Genomic DNA, 17,616 nt, shown 5'->3' with positions numbered 1-17,616 from the left:
GGGCGACAGAATGGGTTGGCGGGATGACCAAAACGCGACGGCTGACCGTTAAACGGCGATCTGCTGGTCGAAATAATCGTGTTCTTCGGGGATGGAGTCCTCCCGCGCGCAGACCTCTTTAATCGCCTGCTCGACGATATCAAGACCTTTTTTGAGATTCTCATCGCTGATGATCAGCGGGCAGAGAAACTTCACCACCTGATCATCGGCACCACTGGTCTCGATAATCAGGTTGTGCTGGAAGCACTTGCGGGTGATTTTGCCGGCTAGGTCGCCGTTGACGCAGTTGATGCCCTGAAACATGCCGCGACCACGGGTGGTGAAATTACCTTCTCCGTACTGCTCGACGATGGCATTCAGGCGTTCGGAAACGTAAGCACCCTTACGCTTGATCTCGTTGGAAAAACGGTCATCGCTCCAGTAGTGGTCGATCGCCGCCTTGGCGGTAACAAAGGCAAAGTTATTACCCCGGAAGGTACCGTTATGCTCGCCCGGCTTCCAGTTGTCCAGTTCGGGGCGGAACAGCACGACGGCGAATGGCAGGCCATAGCCACCCAGGGACTTGGACAGAGTGACGATATCCGGGTAGATACCGGCTTCCTCAAAGCTGAAGTAGGTACCGGTACGGCCACAGCCGGCCTGAATATCATCAACGATCAGCAGCACATCGTGCTTCTTACACACCGCATCAAGATTACGCAACCAGTCAAAGCTGGCCGCGTTGATACCACCCTCGCCCTGAACCGTTTCTACGATCACAGCCGCGGGTTTGTCGACGCCACTGCTGGAGTCGGACAGCAGCTTGTCGAGGTAGGCGGTGGTGTCGATATCGTCACCCAAATAGCCGTCGTACGGCACACGACTGGTCCCCCCCAAAGCCACACCGGCGGCGCCGCGGTGGTGGGAGTTACCCGTTGCAGCCAGGGAGCCCAAGCTGACACCGTGGAAACCGTTGGTGAAGGAGATGATGTTTTCACGTCCCTTGATGTTACGGGCCAGCTTCATCGCAGCCTCCACCGCGTTGGTGCCGGTAGGACCGGTGAACTGCATCACGTAATCGAGACCGCGCGGCTTGAGGATCTTGTCGTTGAACGCCTCGAGGAACTCGCCTTTGGCCTTGGTATGCAGATCGAGGCCGTGGGTAATACCATCACTGTGGATGTACTCCAGCAGTTTTTCTTTGAAAATCGGGTTGTTGTGACCGTAGTTCAGGGTGCCTGCACCGGCCAGGAAATCCAGATACTGGGTCCCTTCCTCGTCGTACAGCATCTCGCCCTGCGCCTTGTTAAAGATACGCGGGAAGGAACGCGCATAACTCTGCACTTCCGATTCAATCTCGTCAAAAATCTTCATTTGTAACTCTCCTGCCCCGGGTGCGGGGGATAAAAATAAACAGGTAATAAAAAGGCTCAGAACGGGCCGATTCGGGCCAGCATCTCGCTGTCGTGTTCAGCGCCAAAGTGGCGCTGGCGATCAAACATCACCGACTCGGAAAGTTCGGCCCCGAGGCGCTCCGCAAGGCCGCGAAACAGCGCCCAGGAGGCCTGGTTGTCGGGAGTGATGGTGGTTTCCAGAAAAGCCACCTGTGCGCAGCTGTTCCGCTCAAGAATGTGGCGCAGCATCCGCGTTGCCAGCCTCTGACCCCGCGCCGCGTCGGAAACCGCCACCTGCCAGATAAACAGGGTGTCGGGGCGCTCGGGAATCAGGTAACCGGAGATAAACCCCACCAGCTGCTCGCCGGCAACGGCGGCGACAGAGGTGGAGGAAAAGTGGCTGGCCTGCAGCAGATTGCAGTAAAGGGAATTGGGGTCAAGCGGCGCACATTCGGCCACCAACCGGTGAACAGCGCGCCCATCCTCAGCGGTCGGGACGCGCAATTCTATGTCAGGAAGACTCAACACAAACCTCTTTTGTTTAGTTGCTGATCTAATTGTTACACCTCTAGCCTACCGGTGCCGGATGAACCAATAATGACAGCCGTAACCGCCATATCGCTCGAAGACACCAACACGCTATAAAAAAACGGACATCAGAGTCCGTTTACTTAGAGGTCGAATGAATTGTACACTAATCTTTCTTTTTGTCCACCCAGACCTCTGACCGGAACCCTAGACGACACTTATGGATAGATCGGCGACCACACATCAATGGATCAGTTTTCGCTTGCACCAGGAGCTCTACGCTCAACCCATCGCGTCGGTGAAAGAGGTGATCGAGTACCACCCGCCTGCGCCGGTACCCGGCGCGCCAAGCAGTGTTGAAGGGGTGCTCAATGTCCGCGGGGAGGTTATAACCGTGGTCGATGGCCATCGCCTGCTAGACACACCCGCCCCCGCCGACAAAGCGGATCAGCGAATTGTGATAGTCGATGGCGACGATGAGCGCTTCGGCGTGGTGGTGGACAGCGTGGAGGAGATTGTCAGCCTACCGGCCGAGGTGATCGAGCCGGTCGAACACAGTCAGGATCACACCCTGATGGTGGGAACGGCCCGCCACGCTGATGGACTGCTGATTCTGGTTGACCTGCTCAAAGGGGCGGCTGCCGTTAATTGAAGCGGCGGGATTCAGATCCGGGCAACATCAACCGATACCGTCAGTTTCTGCTTGTCACCGCCGTCGAAAAAGACTCCTTTCAGTGGCGACACGTCACCGTAGTCGCGCCCCCAGGAGGTGGTGATATGATTCTCCGCCGGCATGTTGTCATTGGTAGGGTCAAACTCCAGCCAACCTTCACCGGGAGAGAACACCGCAAACCAGGCATGAGACGCATCACTGCCGACCAGTTTCTCCTGCCCGGGCGGCGGCAGGGTTTCCAGATAACCACTGACATAGCGGGCCGGAAACCCCAGTGAACGCAAACAACCGACAGCCAGATGGGCAAAGTCCTGACACACCCCGGCGCGTTTTTTCAGTACCTCGCTCAGCGGCGTAGCCACGTGGGTAGAATCCGGGTCGTAGGTAAAATCGGTATAGATACGGTGGGTCAGCTCCCGAACCGCCGACAGTAACGGTCGGTTGCGGTTGAAAGAGGGCTTGGCGTAATCCCTGAGCGCTTGCGACGCTCTCACCATCGGCGAGTCGAGCACAAATTCACGCGCTTCCAGCAGGCTCAGTTCACGACTGTCCTGCAGCTGTACCAAGGCCTGGCCGCAGGTAGCGCCGAAGTCCAGGTCCAGCTCCATATTGCGAGCGTACTTGCTATCCAGAATCTGTATCTCGCTGGTTACGTCCACCTCCAGGTGGTGATGGGGCTGCTCCAGCGAAAAGTAGTACACGGTATTACCGAAGTAATCGGTCCGCCGCTGCCCCGTCGTCTGCACCGGTGAGATCCTCACCTGACTGGAACGACAACTCTGGTAATGGGTGTCCCGTGGCAGCAGGTAAGCCATGTTGTAGCAGAGGCTGACCGGCTTCTCGTACTCATAACGAGTCAGATGGCGAATACGGTAGATCATAACTCGTCGTCCCAGGCGGTATTCACCAGCTGCTGGTGAACCTTGATTTGGTCGAAGTACTTGCCACTGACCTGGCCTGAGGTTTCCTCCAGCAGATGCTGCAAGCGCGCCAGCAGCTGGTCCAGTGCCACGCGCTGGCCACTCTCTTCATCGGCCGTCGTCAGCTGTTCCAGATCAACCAGCTGGATCGCGGTGGCCGCTTCCAGCACATAGCGGTCCTCAGCCGCCAGTCCGACCCCGTGGGCCGCCGCCGGCAGTTCTGCCAGATGCTGCTGTAACTGACGCAGCTGATAGAAAACCGAACGGGGGTTGCCGGCATCGCACAGCAGCAGTTCCAGTCCTCGCACCATATCGTTGCCGCTGCGTGAACGGCGGCGATAAGTCATCAGGGTTTCCAGACTGACCAGCACCGCTTCCAATACCCGCCCCTGTTCCTGCTCCGGCAGCTCCTGCACCAGCGCCGCGCGCAACAGGCGCACGGTCTGCAACGCCTTCTCGACCCGGCGCCCCATATCCATAAAGCGCCAGCCCAGTCCGCGCACCATGCTCTCATGCCACAGACCCGACAGTGCCAGCAGCGAGGTAACCAGCGGATCAAGTGCTTCCTCCGGTGCCGAAGCGAGACCATGCTGCAACAGTTCCTTGAGATCACCGACCTCATCGCGCAGATCATTGATCAACCGCTGGGTATCGGCCGACAACATCTCCCGTACCTGATCGGCACAGCGCACAAACGCATTAAGGTTGGCGGTCACACTGCCGTTGCGTTCGGCATCCAGCACCACCGCCATCAACTCGCTTTCCGGCTCGGCCAGCAGCTCGGCGTCAACCAGGGTGAAGCCGGGATAGGTGGTGGTCAGCTCGGTGACCGAACGCAGCAGCAGATTGCGGCTATCTTCCGGCATTTCGTAGGTGCTGTTGAGCTGCACAAAGACAGTGCGCAGGAGGCGAGAGGCGGCCTCGGTACGCTCGGCGTAACGCCCCATCCAGAACAGGTTTTCGACCACGCGACAGGGGAATACCGCACTGCGCCCGCCGCCTTGCGGGCGAGGCTGCTGGTCCACGTCGCGCAGGGAGATTTTTTTCTCCGGTTCCGAGGCCAAAATCCAGGTGTCTTTGCTGATCGCGCCATCGCTATTGCTGAGATTCAGCGCATCGGCCGCTTCGCCAACCCGGGTCAGTCCGCCCGGCATCACGCTGTAGGAGCCCTGGCTGGCGACGGCAAAACTCCGCAGCAGCGTCGGCCGCGCGCAGAGTTCCCCCTGCCGCCAGCTGGGAGTGACCGATGGCTGCATATACTCCTGCGCTACCACATGCATCGGGTAACGGCGAATCTGGTCAAGCACCTGGGCCCGTTGCGCGGCGCTCAGGCGATGGCCGAACAGGCTCTGCACCCCCTTCTTGCGAAAGGTTGGCTTGATCACCAGTCGGTCGATATTCTCAACCACGTAGGCCATATCCTGTGGAATGCCACACCAGTAGGTTTCCACCGAGTCAAGGCGCAGTTCGCGCCCCAGCAGGTGCTGGGCGATCTGGGGCATAAAACGCATCAGTGCCGGATTCTCCAGCACCCCCGAGCCAAGGGGATTGGCCACCACCACCCGACCGGAACGCACCACTTCCAGCAACCCGGGCACCCCGAGGTGGGAGTCCGCTTTTAGCTCCACCGGATCGCAGTAATAATCATCCACCCGCCGCAGCACCACATCGACCCGCTCCAGCCCGCCGAGCGACTTCATCCACAGGTAGCCGTTGCTGACCAGCAGATCACTGCCCTGCACTAGCGGAAAACCCAGATAATTGGCCAGATAGCCGTGTTCAAAGTAGGTTTCGTTGAGCGATCCCGGGGTCAGGATCACGATCCGGGGCATGTCGCTGGTGATATGTCCGGCCACTTGGTTGAGCTGGACCCGCAGCGACTGAAAGAACAGTGACAGCCGATGGACATGACTGTCGCGGAACAGCGAGGGCAGCACCCGCGACATGACGGTGCGGTTTTCCAGAGCATAGCCGGCACCACTGGGAGCCTGGGTGCGATCACCCACCACCCGCATGCGGCCATCCAGACCACGAATCATATCCGCGGCATAAAGCAGCAACTGGTGCTCACCGGGTACACTGATCCCCTGACAGGCACGCAAGAAACCGCCGTGACTGAACAGCAGCTCTGGCGGGATCACCCCGTGACGAATCAGGGTGCGCTCACCGTAGAGATCCTTGAGCAGCAGGTCGAGCAGCTCGGCCCGCTCCAGCAATCCCGCCTCGATCGCGCCCCACTCCTCGCTTTCCAGTACCAGCGGCACGGGATCGAGAGGCCAGGTACTGCTGATACCCAGGGCACCACTGTTATAGCTCGCGCCATCATCACGCAAAATCCGCTCGGCTTTCATCTGCCGTTCGCGGATCCCCTGGGGACCTAGCGAGCGAAAGCCTTCAAGCAGGTAACGCCAGTGCTCGCGCGGGTTCTGCTGGTCACCATAGACCTCGTCGTAGCCACCGCTACCGGGGGAGTACTCAAGCGGGTCAGCCATCTGCGGTGCCACGTTTTCCATTTCTGCGTTTACCCATTCCAGCAGAGATCAGGCGTTAGTATGACACGCCCCTCTCAGCATTCCATTTTTCTCCGCAGGTCGAGAGTATGCGGAAACTCCATGGTGGGCTGCTCCGGCGGCGGTGCCATAGGTGTTGGCGGATGCTGGTTAGGGAAAAACTCCCGCAACGCGTCGAACCCCGGCGTGACGGTGGTGACCTCGGGGGTGTGGTTGAAGTCCCAGAAGCGGTTGATACGGCGCGATTCAGCTTCAAACGCATTCACCGGCTGGGTGTCGTAACTACGTCCGCCCGGATGGCTCACGTGATAGGTGCAGCCGCCCACGGAGGTACCGTTCCAGCTATCGACCAGATCGAACACCAGCGGCGTATGCACCCCGATGGTAGGGTGCAGTGCCGAGGGCGGATGCCAGGCTCGATAACGGATTCCGGCAACGTATTCACCGTGACGCCCGGTCGGCTTCAGCGGCACCCGACGGCCGTTGCAGGCGAGGATATAGCGGTCAGCGGTGAGCCCTTCCAATTTGACCTGCAGCCGCTCCACTGAGGAGTCCACGTAACGGGCGGTACCAAAGCTGCTTACCTCTTCACCCAGCACATGCCAGGGTTCGATTGCCCAACGCAACTCGATCCGCATGTCGTCGATCTGGGTAGTGCCGTAATGGGGAAAGCGGAACTCTTCAAAGGGAGCCAACCACTCCAGTTGGAACGGCAGTCCGGCCCGCTGCAGATCCGCGACGACTTCACGCAGATCGTTCCAGACGAAATGGGGCAACATGAAGCGGTCGTGCAGCTCAGTGCCCCAGCGCACCAGCGGCTTATGATAAGGCTGGGTCCAGAACAGGGCGATCAGGCTTCGTATCAACAGTGCTTGAACCAACGCCATGCGCGAATGGGGAGGCATCTCGAAGCCGCGAAACTCCAGCAGTCCCTGACGCCCGGCGGCGCTGCCCGGTGAGTAGAGCTTATCGATGCAAAACTCCGATCGGTGGGTATTACCGGTGATATCCACCAGCAGGTTGCGCATCAGTCGGTCCACCAGCCAGGGCTTGTCAACCAGTCCGTCCGGCATCTCGGCAAACGCCACTTCCAGCTCGTAGAGCATCTCGTCGCGCCCTTCGTCAACGCGCGGCGCCTGGCTGGTAGGGCCGATAAACATACCGGAAAACAGATAGGACAATCCCGGATGGTGTTGCCAGTAGGTGACCAAACTGCGCAGCAGGTCCGGACGACGCAGAAAAGGACTGTCGGCCGGGGTGGACGCCCCCAGCGTGATATGGTTGCCACCACCAGTACCGGTGTGGCGACCATCAAGCATAAATTTCTCGGTACCCAGGCGTGCCTGGCGCGCTTCCTCGTAGAGGATCTCCGTGGTCGCAACCAGATCCTGCCAGTTAGTTGAGGGGTGAATATTTACCTCGATAACACCCGGATCGGGGGTTACCTTGAAGCAGCGCAGGCGTTCATCTTTGGGCGGCTCGTAGCCCTCGATCACCACCGGCAGCTGCAGTTTTACCGCAACATTTTCGATCAACTCGATCAGCGCCACATAGTGTTCCAGCTGCTCCATCGGCGGCAGGAACAGATACAGGCGCCCATCGCGTGGTTCGATACAGAGCGCGGTACGCACCACGCTGACCCGCGACGCGGTTTCCCCCGCTGCTGCCGCGGCCGCGGCGGCACTGTCGCCAGCTTGTGGTAACGGTTCCACTGGAGCCAGGGGGTCCCGTGGCTGTGGCGTGTCTTTCAAGCCCTCGGTTTCTGCCGGCAGAGAATCAAGCGGCAATCGCAGCCCAAGGGGTGAGTCACCGGGTATCAGCGTCAGGGTATCCCGTCGCAATGGCCAGGGGCTGCTGCACCAGTGCTGGCTTCGGTGGTTCCAACCCAGCGGCAGACAAAACCCCACCGGCCGGTGAAGACCATGATCCAGCAATTGCGCCAGTTTGCGCCGTTCCAGCGAATCCTTCAGATCCGCTTTGAGCGGGTCGATATCCTGCGGCAGGGTCTGTTCCTTCCAGATGTAGTAGAGGGCATCTTCGTAGGCCGGAATCAGAAATTGCTCGCTGAGACCTGCGCTGGTTGCCAGCGCACGGGCGAAGGTTTCAGCCTGTTCCACGCCAGCACCATAGTCACGATCCACCCGCGCCACCCAGCGGTTGTCACGCCACAGCGGTTCGCCATCCGTGCGCCAGAAACAACCCAGCGCCCAACGTGGCACCTCTTCACCCGGATACCACTTCCCCTGGCCGTAGTGGAGCAGGCCTTGCGGGGCAAAACGATCGCGCAGACGCAGCAGCAGCGCTTTGGCCAGTTTAAGCTTGTCGGCGCCCAGCGCCTCCGTATTCCATTGGGCTGAGTCCATGTCGTCAATGGATACGAAGGTGGGCTCGCCACCCTGGGTGAGCCGCACATCCTGCTGCTCAAGCCGGGCGTCCACCGCCGCCCCAAGAGCGTTGATGCACTGCCATTGGTCGTCGCTATAGGGCTTGGTTACCCGGGGGTCTTCATGAATCCGAATCACCTCATTACTGTGCGCAAAGGTCACTTCACATTCGTCGGTAAAGCCCTCAATCGGGGCCGCTGACGAAGGCGACGGGGTGCAGGCGAGCGGAATATGTCCCTCACCGGCAAACAGCCCAGAGGTGGGATCAAGTCCGACCCAGCCGGCACCGGGCAGGTAAACTTCGCACCAGGCGTGCAGATCGGTGAAATCGGCTTCCGGGCCCGACGGTCCATCAAGCGATTTCTGATCCGCCGTCAACTGCACCAAGTAACCGGACGCAAAGCGGGCAGCCAGTCCGAGGTGACGCAGAATCTGGACCAGCAGCCAGGCCGTGTCGCGACAGGATCCGCGCTTGATGGTCAGGGTTTCTTCGCAACTCTGTACCCCCGGTTCCATGCGGATGTTATAAGCGATCTCCTGCTCCAGACGCTGATTGAGCATCACCAGAAAATCATTGGTGGGGATCTTTTTACGCGGTACCGACTTGACCCACTCGCGCAACAGCGGGCCGTCGTCGCGGATCTCCAGGTAAGGTTGCAGCTCTTTGCGCACCGCCTCGTCATAACTGAACGGCGCTTTTTCGGCGCTCTCCTCAAGAAAGAAGTCGAACGGATTGATCACCGTCATATCGGTAATCACCTCGACCTCGACCTTGAGATGGTCGGTTTTCTCGGGGAATACCAACCGCGCCAGGAAGTTGCCAAAGGGGTCCTGCTGCCAGTTGATAAAATGATCGCTGGGGCTGACCTTGAGACTGTAGCCCTTGATCGGCGTACGACTATGCGGCGCCGGACGCAAGCGGATGGTATGGGGAGACAACGAGACCCGGCGGTCGAAACGGTACTCGGTTACATGGTGGATCGCGGTGCGAATGGTCATGCGACCTCCGGCTCGTCATAGGAAAACCAGGTTTCACCGAAACTCTGGTGCAGATCGATCAGATCCAGCTGGACCTCGTTCAGCAGGTCGCGGAAACCTACCGCAGCCAGGTCGCTTACATCGGCATTCTCCACCGCCTTGAGCAGTCGATCTATCTGCCCGGTGACCGCCTTGCCATGGGGCAGGCGGGTAACGGCGTGACGCATATCGCCCAGGCCAAAGCGGACGCTGCGGGGAAACTCCGGGTCACGCAACAGAAAATCCGCCACATCGCTGGCGGTAATCGCACTGCGCATGGTGCGCCGGTAGCTCAGATCGGCACTGCTGGAGCGCAGCACGTTGCCCCAGATTACCTGACTGATGGCCATATTGGTTTCCGCCTCACCCTGAATCTGGGCCACGGCGCCGGCATCCAGTAACCGGGTCACCATATCGACCCGTTCCAGATTGCGACCAATGCGCAGAAACTGCCAGGACGCGTCGCGGCTCATGGTGCCGTTCATCAGCCCGTTGATCTGCTGACACGACTTGATCACATGGTCGAGAAACTCGTAACGGGCACTGCGATTGATGCCGTTATGGATGTTGGCAGCGGCAAAGATACGTAGTTCGTTGATCAGTTCCCAGCTGTCCGGCGGCAGCACATCACGGGTCGTGCGCACGTTCTCACGCGCTAACATCAACGAGCTCAGCATCGACGAGGGGTTGGTATCATCGGCCAGGGTGAACTTGACCACGTTGCGTTCGTCACGCACCCGGTAACGCTCTTCAAACAACGCCTGTGCACCGTTGAGTTCCACCAGGTTGTACCAGCTGATATCGATCTCGCGCGGCAGGTCGAACAGCAGGTTATCGTAGACGCTCACCAGCCGGGCGGTATTTTCTACCCGCTCCAGATAACGTGAGGTCCAGTACAGTCGTTCAGCGACTTTGGATAGCATGCTCACTCCTCTCCGTTGACGATCCAGGTGTCTTTACTGCCCCCGCCCTGGGACGAGTTGACCACCAGAGACCCCTTGCGCAGCGCCACCCGCGTCAGGCCACCGTTGGTGACGTAAGTATCCTTGGCCTGCAGGATAAAAGGCCGCAGATCCAGGTGGCGCGGTTCCACCTTGCCCTTGCTGACCAGTGTCGGCGCGGTCGAGAGGCTCAAAGTCGGCTGGGCTATATAGTTGCGCGGGTTCTCCTTGATCAATCTGGCAAACTGGGCCTGCTCTTTCTTAGTCGAATGGGGCCCGATCAGCATGCCGTAGCCGCCGGACTCGTTGGCCGGCTTGACCACCAGTTCATCCAGATGATCGAGCACGTAGGCCTGCTGCTCCGGATCATCACAGAGATAGGTTTTGACGTTGGCAATACGCGGCTTTTCATTAAGGTAGTAACGGATAATCTCCGGCACGTAGGCGTATACCACTTTATCGTCAGCAACCCCGGCGCCGGGAGCGTTGGCCAGCGCCACATTACCCGCCCGCCAGGCACGCATCAGGCCCGGCACACCGAGTACCGAGTCTTTGTGGAAAACGTCCGGGTCGAGAAACATATCGTCGATGCGGCGGTAGATCACGTCGACCCGCTCGCGGCCGGCGATGGTACGCATGTAAACGCAATCGTCATCGCCGACCACCAGATCACTGCCCTCCACCAGCTCGACCCCCATCTGCTGCGCCAGAAACGCATGCTCGAAGTAGGCAGAGTTATAGATGCCGGGGGTGAGCACCACGATCTCCGGTCGTTTGACCCGCCGTGGCGAGATCGCCACCAGCGTATCAAACAGCCGCGCCGGGTAGTTGTGAACCGGCTTGATATCCTTGCGTTCAAACAACTCCGGCAGTACCCGCTTGGTGATGGCCCGGTTCTCCAACATGTAGGAAACCCCGGACGGCACCCGCAGGTTGTCTTCCAGCACGTAGAATTCGCCGTCACCGTCGCGTACCAGGTCGGTGCCACAGATATGGGCCCAGACGCCGTAAGCCGGCTTCATGCCGATACACTCACGACGGAAATTCTTGGATTTTTCGATGATATGGGCGGGAACAACGCCATCCTTGATGATCTGCTGATCGTTATATAGATCATCGATAAACATGTTCAGCGCTTTCAGCCGTTGACGCAGCCCCTGTTCCGCCCGCTTCCACTGTTTGGCGCCGATCACCCGAGGAACGATATCGAACGGCCAGGCTCGGTCGATATTGCCGCCCTCGGTGTACACGGTGAAACTGACCCCCATCTCCTGAATGGTGGCCTCCGCCATCTGCCGGCGCGCCTCCAACTCCTTGGCGTCCAGTTCAGACAGATAGTCGATCAACGGCCCCGCGGGATGCCGGGCCTCGCCCGGCGACGCGATCAACTCGTCGAAAAAACCATTGGGGTCGTACTGTTTCCAATCTATGGACATAGATGCCGCCTGTCTCTACGAAAGTGTCCGGCCCTGCCCCGGAACAGTGCGTCCGAGGGGACAAGGCCTTGTCAGGGTGCACGTACAGCGCGAAAAGCGCGCACCTACTGAGTCTAGGCAAGATCCAGACCAGCACGAGACAGATGAAAAAATATACTGCGGAGTGGTAAAACCGGAACCGGCGCTAGTCGACTTCAGCCAGCAACACACCGGCGGCCCGCTGCGGGTCGTCGGTCAGAGACAGGCAGTGATCGCCACCACCCACCAGATACAAACTGAATCCGGCATATTCACGGTAAGGCTCGACACAACCCAGTTCGTCCTCGAGGCAGAACGTCAGCCGCAGCTGGGGAAAGGCATCGCGCAGACTTCGCTGGGCTGCGTCGGTAAAACCCAGCTCTGTTGCCCGCCGGGCCAGTTGATCCAGAAGAACGGTGTCAATCATGGCAAACTCCTCAGCCAAGCCCGCTGCGCCTGCTGCTGGCGGGCCTCGGTCAGCTTGGTGGTGATGGTTTCCGCCACCGTCTCAAAGGCGACGGTCTGCTCCGTTTCAATCTCCTCACAGAACACCAGATGCAGCCCTACCTCTGTTTCCACTATCGGGCTGATCTCGCCCTCCTCCAGTCTGAACAGCGCGTCGTCAATCGCAGGGAACAGATGACCACGCGGGATCCACCCCAGCTCACCCTCACTCAGTGCAGAAGGGCATTCCGAGTATCTCCGTGCATGTTGTTTGAACAGTGCCAGATCACCGATGCTATCGGTACGGATCTTCTCCAACCGCTGTACCACGTCTTCACGGGCATTCTCTGCATAGTCATCGTTGACCGTAATCATCAGGTGCCAAGTACGACGACGCTCTGGCTTGAGGAACTTGTCCGGGTGAGCATCGTAGTAGCTGCGGGCTTCCGGCAGCCCCGCCGGCGTAACCGCTGCGGACTGGCGCTCCAGTACCAATTCTACCCGTAATTGCCGCTCCAGCAGATCGCTCAACTGGGATACCGAGAGGTCATAACTGCCGAGATCATCAAGGAACGAATCGGTATCTTCGTACTGCGACTGCAACTCATCCATGGCGCGGCGAAGCTGGTCGTCCGGCACCACCACTTGCGCCGCCTCAGCAGTTGCCAGTACGCTCGCTTCCATCTGCTGTTGGCGTCTGACTGTGTCGCTCAGCCACTGGCGCTGGGTGCTATCCAGTTGCTCCGGCGGCTTATTAAAGTAATGTTGCGACGCCCGCAGGGCGTAATACGCATTCATACCCTGATCACTCATTCGCTCCAATCCTCCAGCGCACCCTCACGCACCTGCAGGGTGCGGCCGGGAAAGCGCACTTGATAGATCACCTCATCACCCAGATCACGCAACACCCGCAGCACCTGACCCTGATCACCCGAGCGAACCAGCACCTGGCCCTTGATCGCCAGATCCCGGGCCGCCTGTACCCACTGACGAAACTCGAACCGGCTTTCTACCCAAGGCGCATCCACCGGGATCAGCTCCTCTTCACGACAGCCGACTTGCATACCCTCATCCAGAAAGTGAACGCGATAGATAATCTGGTCTTGCAGAAAGGTGCCCACATCAACCACGTAGCCGACACTGCCCCGGGTTACCAGGCGCTCGCCCCGCTGCTTGCCGGGGTAGGTGCCGTCGTCTCGGACCGTGCGAATCACCCGCACCTGCTCACCGTAGTCGTACTTATGAATCATGGTGTTCTCCTGGCCGCTCGCAACTGATACACAGGGTTCATAAATCCAGTTCGTCGATACTGACGAACGCCGGTTGCGGCTGCTTGAACACCCGTAATGCTTTCTGCTCCTGCGCGCTGGAGCCCACAAAATCGAGGTAGGCCTGCTCCAGCCAGCCGCCATAGTGGGCAAAGGCATCACTGCCATCTGTCAGCGGATTGCCGGCAAGGTAGTCATGAAACCGCTGCAGAATATGCAGCCGGTTAACCTGCACCACCCGCTTGTCATAGCTGATACCGAAGTGTTCGAGGAACTCCTCGGCGCCTGGCAGCTCTTCCAGATCATCCCGCAGTTCGGTTTCGGTCATGCTCATGACAATCTCCTCAGGCACTCAGTTGACGGTAATAGCTCAGCAGCTCCGGCCGCCCCGGCGCCCGCTTGCGGCGCTCACTGAAACGGCGCACCCAGGGCAGAATACGTTCCGCCTGTTCGCGCTTGAGCGCCAGACCCAGCTCGTTGTAGGCCAGCATCAGCCCGCTCACACCAGAGTGCTTGCCCAGCACCAACTGGTGCTGTCGCCCCACCTCCGCCGGATCGATCGCCTGGTAATTGCGCGGATCCTTGAGCAGACCATCGACATGGATGCCCGCCTCATGGGTGAAAACCCCTTCGCCGACCACGCTTTTCTGCCACGACAGCGGCCGGCCTGACGCCAGCACCACCAGGTCGCTCAGTGACTGAAATCCCTTGAGGTTGATCCCGAGGTCATAGCCATGCAGCTTTTCCAGTCCCATCACCACCTCTTCAAGTGGTGCGTTGCCGGCGCGCTCGCCAAGGCCGTTGACGGTGGTGTTGATATGGGTGGCCCCGCCTTTGGCAGCCGCCAGCGAGTTGGCCGTGGCCAGACCCAGATCATCGTGAGCATGCATCTCCAGATCGAGGTCGAAGCGGCTGCTGAGGTTCTTGAACACCGTGTGCACGGCGAACGGCTCCATGATGCCGAGGGTGTCGGCGAACCGAAACCGGCGCGCACCGGCGCGCTGGGCCATTTCGGCCACCGCCATCAAAAATCCGGGATCGGCGCGCGAAGCGTCCTCGGCGCCGATACAGACATCCAGCCCCAGCGAACGCGCCTTGGCCACATGGCGCGGAATCATCGCCAGTACCGCGTTACGATCGGTTTTGAGCTTGCTGGCAATCTGTTGGTCCGACACCGGAATCGACAGGTCCACCATATCGACGCCCAGGTTGGCACACAGATCGATATCGTCCTCTCGCATGCGGCTCCATACCACCAGACTGGCGTCCAGACGCAACGCGCTGAGGGCCCGAATCGCATCGCGTTCCTTGTCGCCCATGGCCGGAATACCCACCTCCAGCTCATGAACGCCCAGGGCGTCGAGACGGCAGGCGATCTCCAGCTTCTCTTCCAGCGTGAACGCAACCCCGGCTGACTGCTCGCCGTCACGCAATGTGGTGTCGTCGATGATCACACTCTGTGCTTGCTTTACCTGACTACTCATCACCTTACCTCCCGTCGATCACCGGTCGCCTCAGGCGTAAACCGGTGCAAACGCCTGTTCAGGATCTTCTACCGGCGCCCCGTCTTTCCAATAGGGCGACATCTCGCGCAACTTGGCGATGATGCCCGGCATCACCTCAATCACCCGTTCGATATCCGCTTTGGTATTGTCCCGCGACAGCGAGAAACGGATGCTGCCGTGGGCGGCGGTATAGGGAATATCCATTGCTCGCATCACATGGGAGGGCTCCAGTGAGCCGGAGGTACAGGCAGACCCACTGGAGGCGGCGATGCCGGCACGGTTGAGCAGCATCAGAATCGCCTCACCTTCAACGTACTCAAACGCGATGTTGGCGGTATTGGGCAGGCGGTTGTCCGGGTCGCCGGTAACAAAGGCGTGGGGGATCGCCGCCAGCAGACCGGCTTCAAGGTGGTCCCGCAGCGCCTTGACCCGGGTGTTCTCCTCAGTCAGGTGCGCCATGGCCAGCTCGGCAGCTTTGCCCAGCCCGACGATGGCAGCGCAGTTTTCGGTGCCGGCGCGACGACCGCGTTCCTGATGCCCACCGCGCAGCAGCGGACGGAAGCGGGTACCTCGACGCAGGTAGAGCACCCCGATGCCCTTGGGTGCGTGCAGCTTATGCCCCGATAGCGACAACATATCGATGCAGGAGTGTTTCAGATCGATCGGCACCTTGCCCACCGCCTGCACCGCGTCGGTGTGAAACAGCACACCAGCGTCGCGCGCCATCTTGGCCATCGTCTCGACCGGGAACAGGGTGCCGGTTTCGTTGTTGGCCCACATCACCGACACCACCGCCACACGGGGGCTGAGCAGGGACGCATACTGCTCCAGATCGAGTCGGCCCTTGCTGTCTACACCCAGCTTGTGAACGGTGTAGCCATCCTTTTCCAGTTGGTCGCACAGCGCCAGTACCGCCGGATGCTCCACCACCGTGGTGATAATCTCGTTACGATCGGGGTTGGCCTTTATCGCCGACAGGATCGCGGTGCTGTCCGACTCGGTGCCGCAGGAAGTAAAAATCACCTCCGTGTCGTAGGCAGCACCCAGCAACAGCCGCAACTGTTCACGCGCCTGTGCGACGGCCCGCCCAACACCACTGGCAAAGCTGTGCATCGAGGAGGGATTGCCAAACAGCTCGGTAAAGTAAGGCAACATGGTATTCAGCACCTCGGGGTCAACCCGGGTGGTGGCGTTGTTATCAAGATAGATCGACTGTGGTTTGATGGTCGCTACGCTCATGCTCATACCCTCCTACACGCGCCGGCTGACGGCTTGTTCCGGGCTATTGACCGGAATCAGGCGCACGAACTCGCCCAGTTTTTCTACCAGTCGCTGCTGAATCCAGCCCAGGGTAGCGCCTGCCATTTGGCAGCCTCCGCAGGCACCATCCAGCTTGACGAAAATCTTCTCGTCCTGAACCTCGATCAGCTCGATGTCGCCGCCGTCATTCTTGAGCTGGGGCCGTACCTCGTCGAACACGGTGAGGATGGTCTGCACTCGCTGGACCAGGGTCATACCCCGTGGTGCAGCCGCAGCAACCGGAGCCGCCGGAGTCACCTCGGGCGCATCTGCCGCGGTCGGTGCCTCGGCCTGGACCTTGGCGATAATGTCCTCGATCCCCTCATGACAAGCAGCGCAACTGCCACCGGCCTTGGTGTAGTGGGTAACCTGCTCCACACTGGTCAGGTTATTGGCGCGTACCGTGTTCTCAATCAGCACCGCATCAACGGCGAAGCACTTGCATACCAGCGCGCCCTCCTCGTGGTCGTCTTTCCACTCTTCACCACGGTAGTTGGCCACCGCCGCCTGCAACGCCTCCTGCCCCATCACCGAACAGTGCATTTTTTCAGGCGGCAAGCCATCGAGGTAGTCGGCGATATCCTGGTTGGTAACCTTCAGTGCCTCATCCAGCGTTTTGCCTTTGATGATCTCGGTCAGCGCCGACGATGACGCGATAGCAGAGCCACAACCAAAGGTCTGAAAACCGGCATCTTCAATCACTTCCGTTTGCGGATTCACCTTCAGCGTAAGGCGCAACGCATCGCCACAACTGATGGAGCCGACATCGCCCACGGCATTGGCATCTTCAACTGCCTTGGCATTCTTGGGATCAAAAAACAGTTCCTGAACCTTTTCCGAGTATTCCCACATAAACCCAACCCTCTGCTGTTCGGCTCTTCGGCCAAGCGTTTGTATCGTCTAATTTGAGTGCGGCTGCGCCGGCGCGGCCTTGTTACAGCCCGAGCACCCTGAAGCCATCTGCGGATTGTCAAAGGTAAACCCCCGACGCCCCTCCTGTTCCACGTAGTCAACGCGAACGCCTTGCAGCTTGGTGACACTGTCCAGATCGACAAACAGCGACAACCCCTGGCACTCGATCACCTGGTCGTCACTGGTCGGGCCCTCTTCGAGCCGGATAATGTACTTGAGACCAGAGCATGGACTGCCGACGACGCCCAAGCGCAATCCCCGGGGAGTCGGCTGTTTGCTCTGCATGGCATGGTTGATCGTTGCCAGCGCCTGTTCGGAAAATTGCAGCATGTCGCCCTCGCTGTACCTGTTCGTTAACGGATAACCTTTCTGTTTCCAGTACAGGAGC

The 17,616-nt window shown here is 59.6% G+C and carries 16 protein-coding genes; 1 reads left to right on the top strand and 15 read right to left on the bottom strand.

Annotated elements, in window-relative coordinates; all coding sequences use genetic code 11:
• Nucleotides 1-48: 48 nt before the first annotated feature.
• Nucleotides 49-1,353, bottom strand: coding sequence for a diaminobutyrate--2-oxoglutarate transaminase (gene ectB, locus JJQ76_RS01165; protein WP_210394798.1), 1,305 nt, complete (start codon nt 1,351-1,353; stop codon nt 49-51).
• A gap of 56 nt (nt 1,354-1,409) precedes the next feature.
• A complete protein-coding gene (gene ectA, locus JJQ76_RS01160; protein WP_210394797.1) occupies nt 1,410-1,898 on the bottom strand; it encodes a diaminobutyrate acetyltransferase in 489 nt (162 codons plus the stop codon).
• A 223-nt stretch (nt 1,899-2,121) separates the two neighbouring features.
• Here ectA and JJQ76_RS01155 point away from each other — a divergent pair, with 223 nt between their 5' ends.
• The gene (locus JJQ76_RS01155; protein WP_210394796.1) at nt 2,122-2,553 is read left to right on the top strand and encodes a chemotaxis protein CheW; all 432 of its coding nucleotides are present in this window, start codon (nt 2,122-2,124) and stop codon (nt 2,551-2,553) included.
• A gap of 11 nt (nt 2,554-2,564) precedes the next feature.
• On the opposite strand, the gene JJQ76_RS01150 is transcribed toward JJQ76_RS01155, so the two are convergent.
• From JJQ76_RS01150 to JJQ76_RS01090, 13 genes are all read right to left on the bottom strand, one after another.
• Entirely contained in the window at nt 2,565-3,455 is an 891-nt protein-coding gene (locus JJQ76_RS01150) for a transglutaminase family protein (RefSeq protein WP_210394795.1), read from the bottom strand.
• Complete coding sequence (locus JJQ76_RS01145; protein ID WP_246480010.1) at nt 3,452-5,986, bottom strand: circularly permuted type 2 ATP-grasp protein; 2,535 nt, start codon at nt 5,984-5,986, stop codon at nt 3,452-3,454. The genes JJQ76_RS01150 and JJQ76_RS01145 overlap by 4 nt, the downstream gene beginning before the upstream one ends.
• A 74-nt stretch (nt 5,987-6,060) precedes the next feature.
• Entirely contained in the window at nt 6,061-9,387 is a 3,327-nt protein-coding gene (locus JJQ76_RS01140) for a transglutaminase family protein (RefSeq protein WP_210394790.1), read from the bottom strand.
• On the bottom strand, nt 9,384-10,328 hold the full coding sequence (locus tag JJQ76_RS01135) for an alpha-E domain-containing protein (protein ID WP_210394788.1): 945 nt from the start codon (nt 10,326-10,328) through the stop codon (nt 9,384-9,386). The genes JJQ76_RS01140 and JJQ76_RS01135 overlap by 4 nt, the downstream gene beginning before the upstream one ends.
• 2 nt (nt 10,329-10,330) lie before the next feature.
• Nucleotides 10,331-11,782: a circularly permuted type 2 ATP-grasp protein gene (locus JJQ76_RS01130; RefSeq protein WP_210394786.1), complete on the bottom strand. Its 1,452-nt coding sequence runs from the start codon at nt 11,780-11,782 to the stop codon at nt 10,331-10,333.
• 184 nt (nt 11,783-11,966) lie between these two features.
• Nucleotides 11,967-12,227, bottom strand: a complete 261-nt coding sequence (locus JJQ76_RS01125; protein WP_210394785.1) for a DUF6129 family protein — start codon at nt 12,225-12,227, stop codon at nt 11,967-11,969.
• Nucleotides 12,224-13,057, bottom strand: coding sequence for a nitrogen fixation protein NifM (gene nifM / locus JJQ76_RS01120; RefSeq protein ID WP_210394783.1), 834 nt, complete (start codon nt 13,055-13,057; stop codon nt 12,224-12,226). Before nifM ends, JJQ76_RS01125 begins: the two co-directional genes overlap by 4 nt.
• Entirely contained in the window at nt 13,054-13,494 is a 441-nt protein-coding gene (locus tag JJQ76_RS01115; protein WP_210394781.1) for a nitrogen fixation protein NifZ, read from the bottom strand. The genes nifM and JJQ76_RS01115 overlap by 4 nt, the downstream gene beginning before the upstream one ends.
• A 37-nt stretch (nt 13,495-13,531) precedes the next feature.
• Nucleotides 13,532-13,846, bottom strand: coding sequence for a nitrogenase-stabilizing/protective protein NifW (nifW, locus tag JJQ76_RS01110; protein ID WP_210394779.1), 315 nt, complete (start codon nt 13,844-13,846; stop codon nt 13,532-13,534).
• A 10-nt stretch (nt 13,847-13,856) separates the two neighbouring features.
• Entirely contained in the window at nt 13,857-14,996 is a 1,140-nt protein-coding gene (nifV, locus tag JJQ76_RS01105) for a homocitrate synthase (RefSeq protein ID WP_210394777.1), read from the bottom strand.
• Nucleotides 14,997-15,026: 30 nt separating this feature from the next.
• On the bottom strand, nt 15,027-16,256 hold the full coding sequence (gene nifS, locus JJQ76_RS01100; RefSeq protein WP_210394775.1) for a cysteine desulfurase NifS: 1,230 nt from the start codon (nt 16,254-16,256) through the stop codon (nt 15,027-15,029).
• Between the two features lie 12 nt (nt 16,257-16,268).
• Nucleotides 16,269-17,168 carry a Fe-S cluster assembly protein NifU gene (gene nifU, locus JJQ76_RS01095; protein WP_210394773.1) on the bottom strand — a complete coding sequence of 300 codons (900 nt, stop codon included), beginning with the start codon at nt 17,166-17,168 and terminating at the stop codon, nt 16,269-16,271.
• Nucleotides 17,169-17,216: 48 nt separating this feature from the next.
• Nucleotides 17,217-17,558 (bottom strand): HesB/IscA family protein, encoded by a 342-nt coding sequence (locus tag JJQ76_RS01090; protein WP_210394771.1) that lies wholly within the window; start codon nt 17,556-17,558, stop codon nt 17,217-17,219.
• Nucleotides 17,559-17,616 lie beyond the last annotated feature (58 nt).

It is taken from the genome of Motiliproteus sediminis, assembly GCF_017912535.1.
Taxonomy (GTDB): domain Bacteria; phylum Pseudomonadota; class Gammaproteobacteria; order Pseudomonadales; family Balneatricaceae; genus Motiliproteus; species Motiliproteus sediminis.
This window is presented reverse-complemented; position numbering and strand designations above follow the sequence as displayed.